Annotated in this window: 15 protein-coding genes and 2 pseudogenes; 3 read left to right on the top strand and 14 right to left on the bottom strand. The window is 71.9% G+C overall.

The features are described from left to right. Window positions 1-24 precede the first annotated feature (24 nt). Together O1G21_RS33335 and O1G21_RS33330 are read right to left on the bottom strand one after the other, a co-directional pair. Entirely contained in the window at window positions 25-960 is a 936-nt protein-coding gene (locus O1G21_RS33335) for a hypothetical protein (protein ID WP_270148939.1), read from the bottom strand. After that, window positions 957-1,511 carry a hypothetical protein gene (locus tag O1G21_RS33330; protein ID WP_270148938.1) on the bottom strand — a complete coding sequence of 185 codons (555 nt, stop codon included), beginning with the start codon at window positions 1,509-1,511 and terminating at the stop codon, window positions 957-959. Before O1G21_RS33330 ends, O1G21_RS33335 begins: the two co-directional genes overlap by 4 nt. A 509-nt stretch (window positions 1,512-2,020) precedes the next feature. Here O1G21_RS33330 and O1G21_RS33325 point away from each other — a divergent pair. Together O1G21_RS33325 and O1G21_RS33320 are read left to right on the top strand one after the other, a co-directional pair. Next, window positions 2,021-3,265, top strand: coding sequence for a cytochrome P450 (locus O1G21_RS33325; protein WP_270148936.1), 1,245 nt, complete (start codon window positions 2,021-2,023; stop codon window positions 3,263-3,265). A 114-nt stretch (window positions 3,266-3,379) separates the two neighbouring features. Continuing rightward, the gene (locus tag O1G21_RS33320) at window positions 3,380-4,519 is read left to right on the top strand and encodes an alpha/beta hydrolase family protein (RefSeq protein WP_270148933.1); all 1,140 of its coding nucleotides are present in this window, start codon (window positions 3,380-3,382) and stop codon (window positions 4,517-4,519) included. A 375-nt stretch (window positions 4,520-4,894) separates the two neighbouring features. Here O1G21_RS33320 and O1G21_RS33315 read toward each other — a convergent pair whose 3' ends face one another. The 8 genes and pseudogenes from O1G21_RS33315 to O1G21_RS33285 form a co-directional block, all read right to left on the bottom strand. After that, a complete protein-coding gene (locus O1G21_RS33315; RefSeq protein WP_270148931.1) occupies window positions 4,895-5,509 on the bottom strand; it encodes a hypothetical protein in 615 nt (204 codons plus the stop codon). A 107-nt stretch (window positions 5,510-5,616) separates the two neighbouring features. After that, window positions 5,617-6,075: a group II intron maturase-specific domain-containing protein gene (locus tag O1G21_RS33310; protein WP_270148929.1), complete on the bottom strand. Its 459-nt coding sequence runs from the start codon at window positions 6,073-6,075 to the stop codon at window positions 5,617-5,619. An 83-nt stretch (window positions 6,076-6,158) separates the two neighbouring features. Further along, the gene (locus O1G21_RS33305) at window positions 6,159-6,911 is read right to left on the bottom strand and encodes a group II intron maturase-specific domain-containing protein (RefSeq protein WP_270148927.1); all 753 of its coding nucleotides are present in this window, start codon (window positions 6,909-6,911) and stop codon (window positions 6,159-6,161) included. Window positions 6,912-6,942: 31 nt separating this feature from the next. After that, complete coding sequence (locus tag O1G21_RS33300) at window positions 6,943-7,065, bottom strand: hypothetical protein (protein ID WP_270148925.1); 123 nt, start codon at window positions 7,063-7,065, stop codon at window positions 6,943-6,945. 3 nt (window positions 7,066-7,068) lie between these two features. Continuing rightward, window positions 7,069-7,259 (bottom strand): annotated as a pseudogene (locus O1G21_RS41860) (GNAT family N-acetyltransferase); the annotation flags it as partial. 91 nt (window positions 7,260-7,350) lie between these two features. Continuing rightward, window positions 7,351-8,256, bottom strand: a complete 906-nt coding sequence (locus O1G21_RS33295; protein WP_270148922.1) for a GlxA family transcriptional regulator — start codon at window positions 8,254-8,256, stop codon at window positions 7,351-7,353. Further along, window positions 8,253-8,837 carry a cysteine hydrolase family protein gene (locus tag O1G21_RS33290; protein ID WP_270148920.1) on the bottom strand — a complete coding sequence of 195 codons (585 nt, stop codon included), beginning with the start codon at window positions 8,835-8,837 and terminating at the stop codon, window positions 8,253-8,255. Before O1G21_RS33290 ends, O1G21_RS33295 begins: the two co-directional genes overlap by 4 nt. Window positions 8,838-8,960: 123 nt before the next feature. Further along, on the bottom strand, window positions 8,961-9,467 hold the full coding sequence (locus tag O1G21_RS33285) for a nuclear transport factor 2 family protein (RefSeq protein ID WP_270148919.1): 507 nt from the start codon (window positions 9,465-9,467) through the stop codon (window positions 8,961-8,963). A 132-nt stretch (window positions 9,468-9,599) separates the two neighbouring features. On the opposite strand from O1G21_RS33285, the gene O1G21_RS33280 reads away from it, so the two are divergent. Then, a complete protein-coding gene (locus O1G21_RS33280) occupies window positions 9,600-10,412 on the top strand; it encodes a LysR family transcriptional regulator (protein WP_270148918.1) in 813 nt (270 codons plus the stop codon). A gap of 51 nt (window positions 10,413-10,463) precedes the next feature. Here the strand turns inward: O1G21_RS33280 and O1G21_RS33275 are convergent. The 4 genes and pseudogenes from O1G21_RS33275 to O1G21_RS33260 all read right to left on the bottom strand — a co-directional run bounded on the left by O1G21_RS33275 (window position 10,464) and on the right by O1G21_RS33260 (window position 16,874). Next, window positions 10,464-10,893 (bottom strand): annotated as a pseudogene (locus tag O1G21_RS33275) (VOC family protein). 52 nt (window positions 10,894-10,945) lie between these two features. Then, a complete protein-coding gene (locus tag O1G21_RS33270) occupies window positions 10,946-11,728 on the bottom strand; it encodes an alpha/beta hydrolase family protein (RefSeq protein ID WP_270148917.1) in 783 nt (260 codons plus the stop codon). Window positions 11,729-11,991: 263 nt separating this feature from the next. After that, window positions 11,992-12,687: a DUF7158 domain-containing protein gene (locus O1G21_RS33265; protein ID WP_270148916.1), complete on the bottom strand. Its 696-nt coding sequence runs from the start codon at window positions 12,685-12,687 to the stop codon at window positions 11,992-11,994. Beyond that, complete coding sequence (locus tag O1G21_RS33260; protein ID WP_270148915.1) at window positions 12,684-16,874, bottom strand: glycoside hydrolase family 38 N-terminal domain-containing protein; 4,191 nt, start codon at window positions 16,872-16,874, stop codon at window positions 12,684-12,686. Before O1G21_RS33260 ends, O1G21_RS33265 begins: the two co-directional genes overlap by 4 nt. Window positions 16,875-16,897 lie beyond the last annotated feature (23 nt).

Genomic DNA, 16,897 nt, shown 5'->3' with positions numbered 1-16,897 from the left:
GCAGCCGGGTGGGCGCTACCGCGGTCAGCCGGGGTGGAGGGCCACCCGGACGTTGGCGTCCATCGGCAGGATCAGCAGGTCGCCGTGCTCCCAGGTCCAGTGGTCCGGGAGGAGGAACATCCGGTCGCCGGACTGGGCGAGCAGGCGCAGCCCGTGGTAGCGGTACCGGAACCGGTCCTGCTGCCCCGCGTCCGGGAGCGCCGTCTCCCTCAGACCGTTCCATTCCGATTTGCGGCACGCGCGGCTGTTGGGGTCGGCGCACGCGGAGAGGTCCAGGTGGAGGCGTTCGGTGGTGTCGAGGATGACCGCGGGGCGCGTGTAGAGGTTCCTCCCGACCATCTTCGCCTGAGCACTCCCCCGGTCCGAGGCGTAGGACGTGGCCGCCCAGAACATGCAGAGCGCGGTGATCGCCACGGCGATGCCCATCGCGGCCCGCTCCCCCGACAACGCATGACCGCCGCCGCTACTGCGTCTGATCAGGATCCGCGCCAGCACGATCAGCAGCAGCGCGCCTCCGATCATCAGCGGGGTGCCCAGGCTGCCGGGTCGGATCACCTGGAGGCCCGCGAGAAAGCCGAACACCAGGAGCACGAGGGCCGCCACGGTGGTGGCCCAGCCGGCCCGACGGACCATCCGGGCTCCGTCCCGCCCCTGCCGGATGAACCTGCTCGCCATGTGGAAGAGCAGCGCGAGCACCAGGGCCACGAAGGCGACCACTCCGGCCGGCAGGAAGAGCGGGCTTTCGCCCTTCACCAGCACTTCCCGGGTGTCGAAGCCGAGTGTCGAACTGTCGATGCCGAAGTAGTCGTAGTAGGCGCTGGTGTAGACGTAGCCGAAGAAGAACAGCAGCGCGGTGACCACCGTCGTCGGGGCGGCCCAGGTGGCGATCCGGGTGATCCAGGCGGTCGTCTCCCCGGCGGCCGGCGTCCCGGCGGCCGACGCCTCCTTCACCGGGCTCAAGTGGTTCCGCCGCTCGGGCTCTCACGGGTGGGGCGCGCGACGCTCGGGCGCTCGCTGGTGGGGCTCTCGCCGGTGGGGCTCGCGACGCTCGGGCCCTCGTTCGTGGGGTGCGCGACGCTCGGGCTCTCGCCGGTGGGGCTCTCGCTGGTGGGGCTCGCGACGCTCGGGCTCCCGCTGGTCGGGCTCCCGCTGGTGGGGCTCTCGCTGGTGGGGCCCGCGACGCTCGGGCTCACGGTCGGGCTGCTGCTCAGGCCGGAAGGCCCGCCCGTCGGCGAGGCCCCGGACGCCGGTGCGGCTTCGTCGGTCTTGCTTTCGCCGCCGATGGCCAGCGTGTAACAGATCCTGGCGCTGTCGCCCTCGGGCGGCGTCTCCGGGAGGATGAACTCCACGGGCGGGCTCACGCCGTTGACGAGCGTGACCTCCCGGCTGATCGGGGTGGCGAAGCCCGTACTGTTCGTGCAGTCGTGGACCCTGCTGATCTCGGCCGGGACTTCGGACGACGAGGGCCCGGCCGCGGCCGCGGTCGTGGAGTCGGCCATGGGCTCGGCCATGGGCCTGGTCGTGGGCACCACTACCACCCTCACCCGCTTGCCCGACACCTCGGCCAGCGCCTTCGGCTGGCCCGCGCTCGCGAACGACCCCGAGTTCCCCCCTGCGCGGGTCCTGCCCTCCTCGGACTGCCCTCCCGAGGGCTGGGAACCGTCCGTCGGAGCATTGGAGGCGGCGGGAGCGCCGCCACCGCCGCCGCAGGCCGTCAGCGCCGCTCCCAGCAGAGCGGCAGCGGCGAGGCGGCGAGTGCTCCGGGCGAGGGTCGGACGGAAGGCATGGCGAGTGGTCCTGGGCATACGGCCTCCCATGTCAGGGGCGGGCGAGAAGGGGGCCGGACCGGCCCCGCCGATCCGTACCCGTTCGTCCACGCCGGGACTGTCCTCCGCCCGGGTGGCCTGGTGGGCCGCGGCTCACCGAAAGTAATCGCGCCTCACCTAGAACCCACCCGTCTGGCGTACAGTCAGCCCGGACCTTCCACACCCCCGGCCGTCGACCCGAGGAGAAGACCCGCGTGACCACGGAAGCCCATCCCGTCCCGGAGCTGGCGGCGGACGTCGTCGAGCAGTGGCGCGCCGAGGAGGCCCAGCTGGTCGAGCTGCTCGCCCGGGCCCAGCGCGGCATCGGCGGCATCGCCGCCTTCCGGCTCGGCCCGACGCCCACCGTGCTGGTCACCGACCCGGCCGCGGTGCAGCACGTGCTGGGCCGCCATCCCGACCGGTACGTCAAGCGCTCGCACCGGGCCCGGATGCTGGTCGGCGACGGCGTGCTGTCCGCCACCGGGGACGCCTGGAAGCGCCAACGGCGGCTGCTGCAGTCCCAGTTCACCGGTCCGGGCATGCGCCGCTACGAGCAGCGGATCGCCGCCGCCGCGCTCCGGACGGCGCAGCGCTGGGAGGGGTACCGGCGCAGCGGGGAGACCTTCGACGTGGCCGAGGAGATGCGCGGCTTCGCCCTCGACACCGTCTGGCGGGCGCTCACCGGACTGGCGCTGGACGACCGGACGGACGCCGAACTGCGGTCGGTGGAACGGGTGGTGGCCGCGATGCCGACCCTGCCGACCAACGCCGCCGATGCCCGGGACGCCGTCGCCGAGGACCTCGCCCGGATCGACGCCGTCGCCCACGCCGCGATCGAGGCGGCCCGCACCGCGGACACCGAGGAGCCGGGGGCGCTCCGTGTCCTGCTCGAAGCCGCCGACCAACACCCCGAATACACCGACCAGTTGATCCGCGACGAACTGGTCACCCTGCTGGTCGCCGGCCACGAGACCACCGCCACCACGCTCACCTGGCTGTTCCTGCTGCTCGACCGCGACCCCGGGGCGCGCGACGCCGACCCGCAGGCCCTGGTCAGCGAGACCCTCCGGCTCTACCCCTCCGCCTGGCTGCTCCCCCGGCACGCCCTCGAGGACGACGTGATCGCCGGCCACCGCGTCGCCGCCGGCACCGACGTGCTGGTCTGCCCGTACCTCACCCACCGCGACCCGGCCCTGTGGCCCGACCCGGAGCGCTTCGACCCCACCCGCTTCGCCCCCGGCGCCGACCGCCCCGCCCACCTCGGCGCCTACCTCCCCTTCGGCCTGGGCGCCCGCGCCTGCCTGGGCACCCAGTTCGCCCTCCGGGAAAGCACCGCCCTACTCGAACTCCTCCTCCCGCTGGGCCCGTTGACGTTCCTCTCCCGCCCGGACGGCGAGGCCTTCAGCATCACCGTCCGCCCCAACGGCCCGACCCCGGCGGTGCTGCGCGCGGCCTCCTGAGGCGTTCGCCCGAACAGTGGATTCGGACTCCTCGTCCGGCCTGTTACGACCACCGGCGCGGCGGCGTCGGCTCGACTGGTGGGCGGCCCGTCCCCCGACCCTCCGGAGTCACCCATGCCCCTGCGCACACCCTCGTCCCGTCCGGCGGCCGCCGCCGGTTCGGCGCTCGCCCTGGTCGCCGTACTGGGCTGGACGGCGGGCTGCGCCGGCGGCGGCGCCGACCGCTCCGCGGCCTCCGGCGCGCCGTCCTTCAACGCCGCCGCGCTGATGCAGGCCAGCCCGTCCACCAGCCCCGGGGACCACGAGGTGTCCTTCGTCGTCAACGGCACCACCACCTACGGCACCCTGCACATCCCGCAGGGCCCCGCCAACGCGAGGATGCCGGCCGCACTGCTGCTGCCCGGCAGCGGACCGACCGACCGCAACGGCAACCAGCCCCCGCGGCTCATGCCCGACACCCTCTCGGACCTCGCCCAGCTGATGGGCGACGACGGGATCATGACCCTGCGCTACGACAAGTACGCCACCGGCCGGACCGGCCTCGGCAGCTACGCCAACGACCCGGGCGGCCTCGACCTCAACGCCTTCGTCCAACAGGCCACCGTGGCCTACCAGTTCCTCGCCGCCCAACCGGGCGCCGACCCGGACAAGCTCCTCATCGCCGGCCACAGCGAGGGCGCCCTGATGGCCCTGGAGGTCGACCAGGACCCGAAACCGGCGCCGGCCCCCGCCGGACTGGCGCTGCTGGAGCCCCAGGGCATGCGCCTGCTCGACCTGGTCACCCTCCAGTTGGAGCAGCAGGTGGACGCCGCCGTCTCCGCCGGGCAGCTCGACCCCACTCAGGCCGCGACCGTCAAGACCGCCGTCACCGGCGGGGTGGCCGCCATCCGCGCCGGCCGGCCCGCCGACACCACCGGCATGCCCGACCCGATCGCGGCGGTCTTCCAGGACCTCAACAGCGATCTCAAGTTCACCCGGACCGACGACGAGGTGAACCCGGCCGACCTCGCCGCCAAGGTACGGTCGGCCACCAAGGTCATGGTGACCTGCGGCACCGCTGACACCCAGGTGCCCTGCTCCAGCACCGGCCCGCTGGTCGACGCCCTCAAGACCGCCGGCACCGGCGGCCCCGGCCTGGTCACCCTCCAGGACGTCACCCACCTCCTCCAGCCGGCCGGCTCCCCCGCCACCACCAACACCCTCGCCCCCGCCGCCCAGCAGGCGATCCACACCTTCGACCAGCTGTGGAAGTGACCAGGCGCCTAATCAAGTGCCGCCGGACGAATGTCACTTGACCTCGGCTGCAGGAGTTTCCGCCTACGCCGAGCCGTCCGTCTGCGCGGCCGCCCGAGGCCGCGCCGTCCTTCCCTGTCACCGGGCGGAACGGGTCAGAGCAGTCGGTTGGCGGACCGGCGGGGGTGGCCGTGCCGAGGAGGTCGGCGCCGTCGCGGGTGAACTCGGCGAGCAGGGCGTTGCGTCGGCGCTGGCGAGCATCGAGCGGTACCAGACGTCGGATCGATCGTGTACTGCTCGATCGTGGCCGCTCCCGAACCGGGAGCGGCCATGCCGTCAGCAGGTGTCACATCCGAGACCAGAAGCTCTGTGTGCGCTACGCGATCGATGCACAGCTCACGCGTCGAGGGCGATCGCGGGCGCCCCGGCGTTCCGGGCGAGGAAGTGCAGCAGGTTGGCGAAGCCACGCGCATCGTCGATCGCCTTGTGGGTGTGCTCCACCTCGCCGAGCCAGTGCGGGGGCAGCTTCGGCGCGGCGAGGTCAGCGCCCGGCCGCCCGGTCAGCGCCGCCGTGTACGAGCGCAGGCACAGCGCCGGCCCGTGGAAGAGCGGATCCTGCTCGTACGGGCCCTGGTGCAGCCCGTACGGGGTGAACCGGCGCAGGTAGTAGTCGATCCACAGGCCGTCGAAGGACAGCGGCGCCGCCGCGAACGCGCGCCGCCCGGGCAGCGACCGGATCCAGTCCACGTACTTGCGCAGCACGTCGACGACGGGTTCCGGGTCCGCCGTCGCGGCCTCCCAGGTGCCCGGCTCGGAGTCGAACCACTCCTTGGTGCGCGGGTTGGGTGCCGACCCGGGGAGCGGCTCGAGGACGGCCTCGAACTCGCCGAAGGTCCGCCCGTCCATCGTCGTGGCGACGGATGCGAAGGACCGCATCGAGTTCGCACCCGCCCACGGGCCGTCAACCTCGATGTCGGTCACCACGTAGGTCCAGTCACTGAGTTCAGTCATTGGTAGTTGGAGGCGCGGTGCCCTGCCGGGCCCGGTTCCTCCGTCCCCTTTCAATCCGTGCGTGCGGTTTTCCCGCACACGGCTTACCGGTGATCTTCTTGGCATGGTTACGCCGCCTTCGGATAGCGGATCGTGCCACGCAGACGTCGCTTCTTGACCATCAATCTGCGGAGACGCCAAACCACATAGTCATCGACTTGTGTGAACTTCCGGGCAGCGTTCCCGGTTCGGAAGTAGGCGCCCCAGCCGCGCAGGATCGGATTCAACTCCGCGATCACCTCACGGATGTCCCATCCCGACCGACGGCGGTCGGTCCGCTCGCGGACCTTGTCCCGGAGTCGCTTCATCGCCGCCTGTGAGGGCCAACGGTGCAGGTAGAAGCGGACCTTGCGGTACTTCTCCCACACCTTGCCCGAGAAGCGGGCTCTGAAGTGGCAGCCGAGGAAGTCGAGTCCTTCCCGGCCCTCTCTGAGGTCTACCACCTTCGTCTTGTCCGGGTGCAGCTCCAGCCCCAGCTCGCCGAGGATCTCCCCGACCGCCGCCAAGGCGTTCCTGGCATTGCTCACCGACCGGCACAGGACGACACGGAGAGTCGGCGGCGGGAATCTCACCCGCCGCCGCTCGCAGAACCGTGCGGGAGCCTCTCGGCTCACACGGCTCCCATCGTCCAGCCGTCGGGTTTGAGGCCGAACCGCCAGTGCGCGAACAGGTTCGGGTAGCGGCGGGCGGCGCCCGCCAGCAGTTCCCTCGCCCGCTTCTCGCGGCGGTGCAGTCGCTTGTACTTCCGGCAGGCCCAGCGCACCAACAGGTCGTTGATGCGCCGCAGGAGCGGATACAACATGGACTTGTAGAAGCGCCCGTAGTAGTTGATCCATCCCTGCACGATGCTGTTGAACATCCGCGCAAGGTCCATCAGGGACTTGTCACTGCGGCAGGCGACGCGCCAGGAACGGATCTCCTTGCCCATCGCCTTGATCGCCTCCTTGCTGACCGCGGGCAGGAAGTTCACGAAGTGCTTCCCGAACCGGTTCTTGGCCAGCCTGGGCCGGAACGTGTACCCGAGGAACGTGAACGACGTGTGCTCGTACGAGCCGCGCCGGTCGGCGTCCTTGCAGTACACGATGCGTGTCTTGTCCGGATGCAACTCCAGACCGACCTGCGCCAATCGCTGTGCGAGAGCATCCCACACCCGGCGGGCCAGCCTCTCGCTGCCACAGTGGATCACCGCATCGTCGCAGTAGCGCTCGAACGTGACCTGCGGAAACTCCCGCGCCAGCCACATGTCGAACGCGTAGTGCAGATACAGATTCGCCAGCGTCCGCATCGACGTGCCGCTCACTCCGGTGTCTACCCGGACGGGACTCCCACCCGCAAGCCTGGACCAGCTTTCAGGACGCAACATGCGTTCGACCGTACCGGCGGGAACCGTACACTCACGGGCGCGGCAGGTGGAAGCACTCCAGTTCCATGCCGTACCAGCGGCCGGTCCGGCCGCGGGGCGTCATGCCGAGCCGACGGCACACGGCCGGGGAGGGCTCGTTGTCGGGCCGGACCACGGTGTGGATCTCCGGCAGGCCGTCGGCGAAGCCCTTGGTGACGGCGCCTCGGGCGGCTCCGGTGGCGAAGCCTGGCCCCAGCTGTCGGGGTGGAAGTGCCAGCCGACCTCGATCTCGCCGTCGCCGTCCGGGATGGGCACCAGCAGCACCGTCCCGACGACCACACCGGTGTCCTTGCGCTGGACCGCCCACATTCCGAAGCGGGTATCGACCGAGTACGAGCGGAACGGCTGTCCAGCACGGCATGGCGACAAGTGTCCTTGTTTCACCAGGAGTTGCGGCGCCTCAGGTTCGCGCGCGCAGGCGGCGGAGCATTCGGGCGTCCTGGAAGCCCACGGCTCGGGCGGCGGCCTCGGCGGTCGCGCCGTGGGAGATCAGGTGTTCGGCGCGTTCCAGCCGCAGCTCCTGCTGGTAGCGCAGCGGAGTGAGGCCGGTGGCCTCGGTGAAGTGGCGGGTGAGGGTGCGTTCGCTGACGCCGGACGCGGCCGCGAGCTCCGACAGACGCAGCCGGGTGGTGAACCGGGCGTCGATCAGGTCCTGCACGTGGTGGACGGCGTCGACGAGGTGGGCCCGGTGCCGGAGCATCGCGCTGGTCTGCTGCTCGTCGCCGTTGCGCCGGGCGTAGACGACCATCTCGCGGGCGATCCGGGCGGCCACCGCGGGCCCGTGCCGGCCCGCGACCAGGTGCAGCGCGAGGTCGATGCCGCTGGCGATGCCCGCCGAGGTGACCACCCGGCCGTCCACCACGTAGAGCACGTCGCGCACCACGTACGCCCCGGGGTGGCGGGCCGCGAGTTCGTCCTGCGCGTCGTGGTGGGTGGTGCAGCGGCGGCCGTCCAGCAGCCCGGCGCGGCCGAGCGCGGCCGCACCGGTGCAGATGCTGGCGACCGTCCCGCCCGCCGCGTGGTGGGCGGCCAGCCGCTCCAGCGCCGCGGGGGACGGGCCCCCGTCGCCCCGGACCGTCGACTCCCGCCAGCCGGGGACCACGACCAGGTCCCCGGCCGACAGCGGCGGCCACTCGGTGGCGGCCCGCAGCGGCAGCCCCTGCGCCGTCGTGACGTCCTCCTGCTCGGCCACGTAGCCGATCTCGTACCCGAGCCCCAGATCGGCCGCGGTCGAGAAGACCTGGGCGGGCCCGGCGAGGTCCAGCAGCTGCAGCTGCGGGACCAGCAGGAAGACGACGCGGGTCACGATCCGGTCAGCTCCTCGACGGTGGCGATCCTCGCGAAGCGGCCCGACAGCGCGTACTCGGTGCGGGCGGTGATCTCCTCTGTGGAGAGGGTGCGCGGGTCCGCGAGGATCTCGGCCAGGCTGCGCCCGGGCGGCGCGTCCCGGTGCTCGATCGGGTGGGTCGCGGTGGCGTCGGTGACGAAGGTGACGTCGTAGCCGAGGTCGGAGGCGACCCGGGTGGTGGTCTCGCAGCACTGCTCGGTGCGAATGCCGCTGACGGTCAGTTCGCGGATGCCGCGCTCGGTGAGCTGCTGCTGCAGGTTGGTGGTGGTGAACGCGTTGTGGGAGGTCTTGGTGATGACGGGCTCGCCCTCGGCGGGCACCAGCCCGTCGATCATCCGAACGTACCCGAGGGCGGGGTCGAAGACCGTCCCGCTGCCCGCGTCGGCGTGCAGGAACCAGATGACCAGGTCCCCTTCGGCGCGGGCGCGTGCGACCAGCTTGTTCACCTGGCCGACGATATCGGGGTTGGAGACGGCGGCCCACTTCTCCAGCCGGCGGAAGGATTCCTGGACGTCGATGACGAGGAGTGCTCTGTTCATGCCCCGATCCTGGCGGGCCCGGGCCCGCCGGTTGAAGACACCATCGGGGCCCGATCCGGAACGATCCGGTCAACCGTGTCAGCCCGGTCAGCCCACTCAGCCCGGTCAGCCCGGCCGGCCCGGTCAGCCGAAGATGGCGCTGGGCTCGCCGGCGAACCAGGTGTTGTCGATGCGCATCCGCCGGATGACCCAGCGGTCGCCGTCGCGGACCAGTTCGACGTCGTACGGGTTCTTCAGCAGCGCGTGGGTGGCGGGGTCGGCGATCAGCAGGTGCTGGGCCTCCACCAGGGCGGTGAGGCGGGCGGTGTCGCCGTCGACGGTGATCCGCGGGTTGGTGACCTGGTGGGTGGTGTCGACCCGGCCGGTGAACATGGCCAGGATGGTGCTGACGATGGTGTCCCGTCCGGACATCAGCGGCGGCTCGGCGCCCCACTTCGCGGCGGCCGGGCGGAAGTCCAGTTCGGCGTCGACGGCGAAGGCCGAGGCGAACAGCTCCTTGTCCTTGAGGTCCTGGCCGAGGCCGAAGCGGTAGAGCGCGTCGATGATCTCCGCGCGATCCCGGAGCTCGGCGACGACCGCGGCGGTGTCGTGGGCCGGGGCGGTCAGGGCGCGGTCGCGGGTGACGTACATGGTGGGTTCCTCCGAGGGTCTGTGCTTCCGACAGCTCTGATCATGCTGTGGGCTGTGTGGACCATCAATGCGCGTTCGTGCCACGATCGTGAAGCCACGGTTAACGATGGAAGCGAATGAAGGAGGGGCGGGATGCTGGAGCGGCACGAGCTGGAGGCGTTCCTCACCCTCGCCGAGGAACTGCACTTCGGGCGCACCGCCGAACGGCTGCACGTCTCCACGGCGCGGATCAGCCAGACGATCGCCAAGCTGGAGCGCCGGATCGGCGTCCCACTGTTCCACCGGACCAGCCGCCGGGCGGAGTTGTCGCCGGTGGGGCGGGACCTCTACGAGGAACTCCGGCCCGCGTGGTCCCGCATCACCGCGGCGGTCACGCGGGCCGTCGACGCGGGGCGCGGCCTGAGCGGACGGCTGCGGGTCGCCTTCACCGGACCGGCAGCCGGCCAGCTGCTGGTCGGCGTCGCGCAGGAGTTCCGCGACCGGCACCCCGACTGCGACGTCCAACTCCGTGAGGCCCAACTGCCGGACGTCCTACCGTGGTTGCGCGTCGGGACGGTCGATCTCGCGCTGACCCTCCATCCGCTAGGAGCCGAGGACGTCGTCCTGGGGCCGGTCCTGGTGCGCGAGGCGCGGATGCTCGCCGTGCCGGCCGGGCATCCGTACGCCCGCCGCGAGGCCCTGTCAGCGGCGGACCTGAACCGGGTGACCGTGCTGGAGGCGGAGGCCATGACGTTCAACGAGGCGCTCACGCTCGTGGGCGCCGGGGAGGGCGTCTTCGTGGTCGGGGCGCACGCCAGACGGTACTTCGCCCGTCCGGACGTCGCGTACGTGCGTTTTACGGACGCCGAGCCGGTCGAGTGGGGACTGGTCTGGCACACGGACGGCGCCACCGCCCGCGTCCGTGCGTTCAGCGCGGCCGCCGTAGCCGTGGTTCAGGCGGTGTAGCTCACCGCGGCCGCTTCGCTCCGTGGACCGAAGCGGCCTCCCAGAGGATCCTCAGTCCAGGCAGAACTCGTTGCCCTCGATGTCCTGCATCACGATGCAGGAATCGTGGCCGTCATACAGCAGCTGCAGCCGTACCGCACCCAGCGCGACCACTCGCTCGCACTCGGCCTCAAGCGCGGCCAGGCGCTCCTCACCCACGAGCCCCGTACCGACCCGCACGTCGAGGTGCACCCGGTTCTTGACGACCTTCCCTTCGGGAACGCGCTGGAAATACAGTCGTGGACCGACCCCCGAGGGATCGCTGCAGGCGAACCATGAACCCCGCTCCCCAGGAGAACGGGAACTCTCGTAATCGGCCCAAACTGGCGAACCCCTCCGGCGGCTTCGGTACGACGTACCCCAGCACCTCACACCAGAAGCGGGCGACGCGCTCAGGTTCTGCGCAGTCGAAGGTGACCTGGACCTGCCTGATCGTTGACATCGGCCCACCACAGTGGCGCGTGCTGCTCATCGGCGAGACGTCAGATCGCGCATCACGCCGAAGCGTTCACCACCCGGCCGAGGTGCCGGGCGAAGAACCGGACCGCGCTGTCGACCTCGAACCGGGGCAGCTCCTTGTGCCTGCCCGAGTTCACGTGCAGGGACTTCTCCGTCGAGGCGAAGGCGTCGAACAGTGCGAGGCCCTCCTCGCGGGAGATGTGCTCGTCGTCCCACTGGAGGTCGAACTCGATCGGGATGGTGATCCGCTTCGCGCACTCGGCCAGCACGTCGGGCCAGTGCTGGCCGAAGACCGCGGCCGTGATCCGGGGCTCGGCGGCCACGAACGGGACACCGATCGCGGTGCCCATGTTGATGCCCCAGAACCCGACCGGCCCGTCGGTTCCGATCTCCGGCAGCTGCTGGAGGGCGTCCAGCAGCGCGTGGTACTCGGGGACGGCGGTCCTGGCCAGGTGGTCGTTGTAGCGGACCACGATCGGGCCCTCCGGCTCGCCGGCCGCCCGGGCCGCGAACAGGGCGGCTATCTCCTGCTCGTCGTGCTCGGTGCGCGGCCGGTCGCCGTGACCGGGCGCGTCGAGGACGGCCACGTGGTAGCCGCAGCCGCGCACCAGGCGTGCGGCACGGCCCGACATCGCGGGGTGCTTCTTGTGGTTGCCGCCACCGTGGGCCTGCAGGACCAGCGGCGCACGGTCCACGTCGTCCGCGCCGTCCGCACCGGGCTCGGGGGACCAGAGGACACCGGGGACGCCGTTGACGGTGAACTCGCGTTCGAGGATGCCGTCGGCGGTGGACTTGGTGGTGAAGAGGAAAGCGTTCATGGCAGTTGCCCTTCGAGAGTGCCTGGCAAGGGGGCGCTCCCGGCGAGAGCTACGTCAGTCGCCAGTCGTGACAGCAAGGGGGAGCACCCATATCGGTACAGCGTTCACGGGTCTCACCTCCTCGGGCGGTGTCACGGTCGGCTGAGAAGCTATCAGCTGGATCCCCATCCCCTCCATCCCTTTTTCACCGTCCGCGCCAGGCGCCCGGCAAGCCCCCGGCTCGGCTGGGACCGATCGACGGGGACCAACTCGGGCGCCCCTCCTCAGTGGCGGTGGTGGTTGTCGGGTTGGGCCGGGTCGCCGGGGTGTTCCAAACCCTCCACCAAGGTGAGGCGTTGGGCGCGTTCGTGGTCGAGCCAGCGGACGAAGGCGGTTCGGCGGGCGGCTGCGCGGAGGGCGGGGGTGGGGTCGGGGGTCCGGGGGATGGTGAGGGTGGCGAGGAGCATCGCCTTCCAGGGGCCCACGGTGACCCACTCCCCCGGCGGGGCGGCGCGGAGGGCCTCCGCGAGGGCGGTCGGGAGGGTGTCGGGATCGGCCTCGAGACCGCCGTCGGGGAGGGCGAGGTGCCAACGGGTGGCCGGCGGGCGGGTGGTCAGGGTTCGGTAGTGGGCGATGTCGGCGGGTGACGGCTCGACATCGGCGGTCACGGAGTCGTAGACGGCCCGCACGGCGGCGCTGCCCTCGTAGGCAGCCGCCGTGATGGAGCCGAGTTCGACGGCGGCCTGCTGGTCCAGTCGGGCGGGGGCGGACTCGGCGACGGGCAGCCCGCGTTCGGCGGCGACCGCCTCGCAGAGGGCTTCGGTGAGGAGTACCTGCGCGACCCACCTGATCAGCTGGCGGTCCTCCGAACTGCCGGGCCGAGGCAGCGCGGTGGAGCGTGGGCCGTTCCGGAGTGCGGCGAGGCGCTGGTCGAGGCCGGTGCGCGGAAGCGGCTGCCCGTCGAGCAGGCCGAGCGTCATGCTTCCACCACCAGGGCGACGGTCGGTGCGTACTGGCAGCGGCCGAACCACATCACCTTGGCCAGTGCCCAGTACGAGCCCGGGTCCATGGCCTCGGGGGCGGCGATGGCGAAGTCGGCGGTCACGGAGGAGCCGGCCGGCACGGCGAAGCCGCGGACGGGATCGGCGATCGCCTCCCAGGTGCCCCACGGGGAGACCAGTTGCAGCTCGCCCCGGATCTCGCCGCGGGTGCGGTTGGTGAGGGTGAGGCCGAGGGCGGCGCGTCCGCCGGGGGCGACGCGCAGGACCTCGTCCGAGACGGCGAGGTCCAGGCCGGTGTCCCGGCCGGTCGCGGCCTTGGTGCCCTGGGCGGCCGTCCAGTCCTCCGGGGCGTCCCCGGCGACGGGCAGCAGCTCGGGCAGATCACCGACGGCGATCGTCACCACGTCCTCGATCTGCTGGCCGTCGTGCTCGATCCGGACGGCGGCGAAGTGCAGCCCGGGTTCGGCGTCCGCCGTCCGGGTGAGGGTGACCGGGAAGCGCAGGTGGCCGCCCGGCTCCAGACGGTACGGGCGGCTGCCGAGGCTGGTCGCCCAGCCCTCCGGTGGCAGCACCACGGCCGTGCCCTCGACCGCCGCGTCCCGCAGCTGCGAGGACAGGGCGACCGAGAACGTCACCGCCTCCCCGGCCGTTCGCAGCAGCCCGGGTGAGGCGCCGACCGACACCGGCAGGTAGCCGAGCGGGGCCGGGCCCCGGTTGTGCAGCCAGTAGCGGGCGTGAACGGGCTGGGCGGGTTCGGCGGCCGGGCCGAGAACCGGGCCGTCGGCCGGGGCTGCAGCCATCGCAGGAGCCGCGAGCAGGGTGGCGATCTGCGCGCCGGCGAGGCCCAGGTCGGCCGGGCCGAGCGGCCGTTCCAGCAGATCGGCGTGCCGCAGCCGGTCCAGACCGAGCGCCCCGCCGAGCTGCGCCGTCCGCCCGAGGCCGGTGGACTCGACCAGCCGGACGGTGAGGTCGTCGTTCCGCTCGGACGGAGCCGAGCCGTGCGCGATGGGGTTCCCGGCCGGTTTGAGCGCGCCGAGCAGCACCTGGCGTTGCGGTTCGACCCGCAGCCAGGACAGGGTGCCCGGAAGCGGCCCGTCCTGCGCGTCCACGATCCGCGTGTACAGCGGGTGGTTGAACTCCTGCCCCCGGGCGGGCAGCGTCTGGTCCCGCCAGTCGCCATCCCCGCCCACCAGGGCGTAGCTGAACTCGTGGGTCCAGTGCTGGAGTTGGAAGGACGCCTGATCCGGCAGGGAGCGCCGCGGCGGGTCGATCCACACGCCGGACGGCCAGCCGGTGCAGGAGCGCATCAGCGACAGGTGCAGCGCGCCGGTGGCGTCCACCGCGAAGCCGGGGAGGCCGAAGCTGAGCAATGCCACGGTGTGGTCGGCGAGTTGGTCCGCGACAGAGGAAGGGCAGACCGCGGTGATCCGCGCGTCCGCGAGGTCGTCGACCAGCGCCGGAACGTCGGACACGACCAGCGCGGGCAGGACACGGAGGTCCCGCAGGTCCGCGTCCGGCCGCCACACCTCGGCGAGAGGTGTCAGCGCCGGCACCCACACCGCACCGTGCGCCTTCAGCACGGCCGCGTACTCCTCCCCCGCACGCTCGATCAACTCCCGTGCGGCCTCGTTGACTTCCGGACCGCCGACGACGATCCGGAAGTCCGGCAGATTGGAGTCGACATCGAGCCAGCCGTACCGCGCCCAGTCCGCCGCCGAGGTGGTGGCGGTGACCCCGACCCGGGCGAGGGCGACCACCAGCGGGCGGGCCTCGGCCGCGTCGTCCAGGGATGGCACGATCACCTCCGCCACCCCGAGCGCCCGCGAGCCGACGACGCCCCCCGCCGCGTCGGTGAGCACGGTCCGCGCGGTGGCGCCCAGGCCGAACCAGGTGTTGGCCGGGTTGTCCAGGGTCCACGGCGCCTGCGCCGAGTCGACGTCCGGCATCGCGAAGCCGCGTCCGATGACCGCGCCCGCGACCTCGCTGACCGGGAGTCCGCCGGGGACGTCCACCGGGAAGCGCAGCCGCAGCAGCCGGTCGGCGCCGGAGTAGTCGACGACCCTGGTCCGGCAGTCCACCCGGTCCAGGCCGCGCCACAGCGTGACCGTCTGCTCGTAGCGGACGCCGTCGACCGTCCCCCCGATCACCAGCCGCTCGCCGAGCGGGCCGGTCTCCCGGCGGACCTCCGCCGCCACTGCTCCCGAGCCGATCACCGGACCGCTCGGCACCAGGTGCCAGGGGCCCTCTCCGAAGTCGGGGTGCTGCGGATACTCCTCGTACACCCGAAGCTCGTTGCCGAGGCGGCCCTCCTGGATCAACTCCCGTTCGTGCATTAGGTCGTGGACCGAGCTGAGCCCGCCACCGCGCGCCGGGTCGGCCGTCACCCGGTAGCGCCCGTTGGTGATCGTGGCACCCGCGGTCGCGGTCCAGGCGTCAGCAGGCTCACCGGGGACCAGCCGCCAGGTGCGCCAGCCGAGCGCGGGAACGTCCTCGGCGAGGAACCGCAGCGTTCCCCGGTCGACGGCGCTCGGCACGGGCCAGCCCGCCTCGTCCAGGACCCGCACCGGCGGTGCACCACAAGGGAGTTCGACCGCAACCAGGTCCGTCCGGTCGAACGAAAGGGTATTGGTCACCACCACCGCCGACCCGGCCCCCACCGTCGAGATGCGCGCCGTCAGCGCGTCCAGCGCCGCGTCCCGGACGGCCGACGCCAGGTCGTACGCCTCCCGCCAGCCGCCCAGCAAGTCCAGGTACACCTGGTCCGACTCGGAGCCGGTGATCGCGTCATGGTGTGCGCCGTAGGCGAGTTGGCGCCACACCTTGTCGAGCGCGGCGGCCGGATAGCTCCCGAGCCCGTTCACGACCGCGAGCGTGGCCAGCTTCTCCGCGTCCACCGCCGCGACCTCACCCGCGCGCCCAGCCTGCTTGGTGTCGATGTACGAGACGTCCTTGCCGGTGTACACGGGGTTCATGTCGCGGGTCTGCGGGCTGGGTCGGCGCCCGAGCGTGGCGAGTTCGGCCCGGACGGCGTCCAGGAAGTCCCGCGGGGTGGCGCAGACGAAGCGCGGCCACAGGTACTTGGCGGCCCAGGAGCGGTGGATCTCGGTGACCCACTTGTTCGGCGGGGTGTAGTCCGTCCCCACCGGCAGCAGCAGGTTCTTCGTCGCTCCCACGGGCTTGAGCTTCCGGTACAGCTCGTACACCGCCTGCTCGGCGGCGGCCAGGTCGGACGAGGAGTCCATCCACCACCCGGCCGAGTAGTGGTGCGGCATGTAGTGGGTGAGCACGCCCTCCCCACCCGGCGCGATCCATTCGAACTCGCTCGGGAACTGCATCACCCGGGCGTCGTCCTTGCCTTCGCGGAAGTTCTTCTGGATCGGGCCCCACTGGTGGAACGGCCCGCGGGCCCAGGCGCTGCCGGTGAGGCCGGCCGCGGCAAGGTGGCCGGGGAACTGCGGGTCGTGCCCGAACACGTCGAGCTGCCAGGCGGTTCGCGGGTCGCCGCCGAGGATGTCGCGCTGGTAGCCGATGCCGTGGACGATGTTGCGGATGGTCGTCTCGGCGCCGGTGAGGTTGGTGTTGGGCTCGTTGTAGGTGCCGCCGACGAGTTCGACCTGCCCGCGCTCCAGCAGCATCCGCAGCGTCTCGCGGCGCTCCGGATGCTGGTCGAAGTACGGCTTCAGGTAGTCGACTTCGGCGAGCACGAACTTGTACACCGGGTCCCTCAGGGCGAGGTCCAGGTGGGCGTCGACGAGGGCGAAGCCGTTGCGCTCCCAGAGCGGACGGGTGGTGGCGTCGGCGGAGAGCAGCTCCCAGGGGGAGGTGTAGGCGGCCTGGGTGTTCCACCACACCGGGTCGTAGTGGAAGTGGGAGACCAGGAACATCGTCCAGCCCGGCTCCGCGACCTCCACCAGGGCATCCTCCGAGACGGACGACACCCGGACGGTCACCGGAAGTCGGTCTCCCGGGGAGGCTCCGGTGATCTCCAGGGGGACTTCGACCAGCCCCGTGCCGGTCGCCTCGCCGTGAACGCCCGCTCCGCTGACCGTGATCCGGGCGGCCGGGCCCTCGACGGCCACCCGCAGGATCTGGCGCGGGGCCTCCTCGGGGCCGACGAAGAGGTCGGTGCTCTCGACGGCGGTGATGGTGGTGACCGGCACGGGCATGGTTCCTTTCCGGGAAGGCGGGC

This window comes from Kitasatospora cathayae, from assembly GCF_027627435.1.
GTDB classification, from domain to species: Bacteria; Actinomycetota; Actinomycetes; order Streptomycetales; family Streptomycetaceae; genus Kitasatospora; species Kitasatospora cathayae.
Note: the sequence above shows the minus strand (reverse complement) of the source record. Positions and strands in the feature narration are given on the sequence as shown.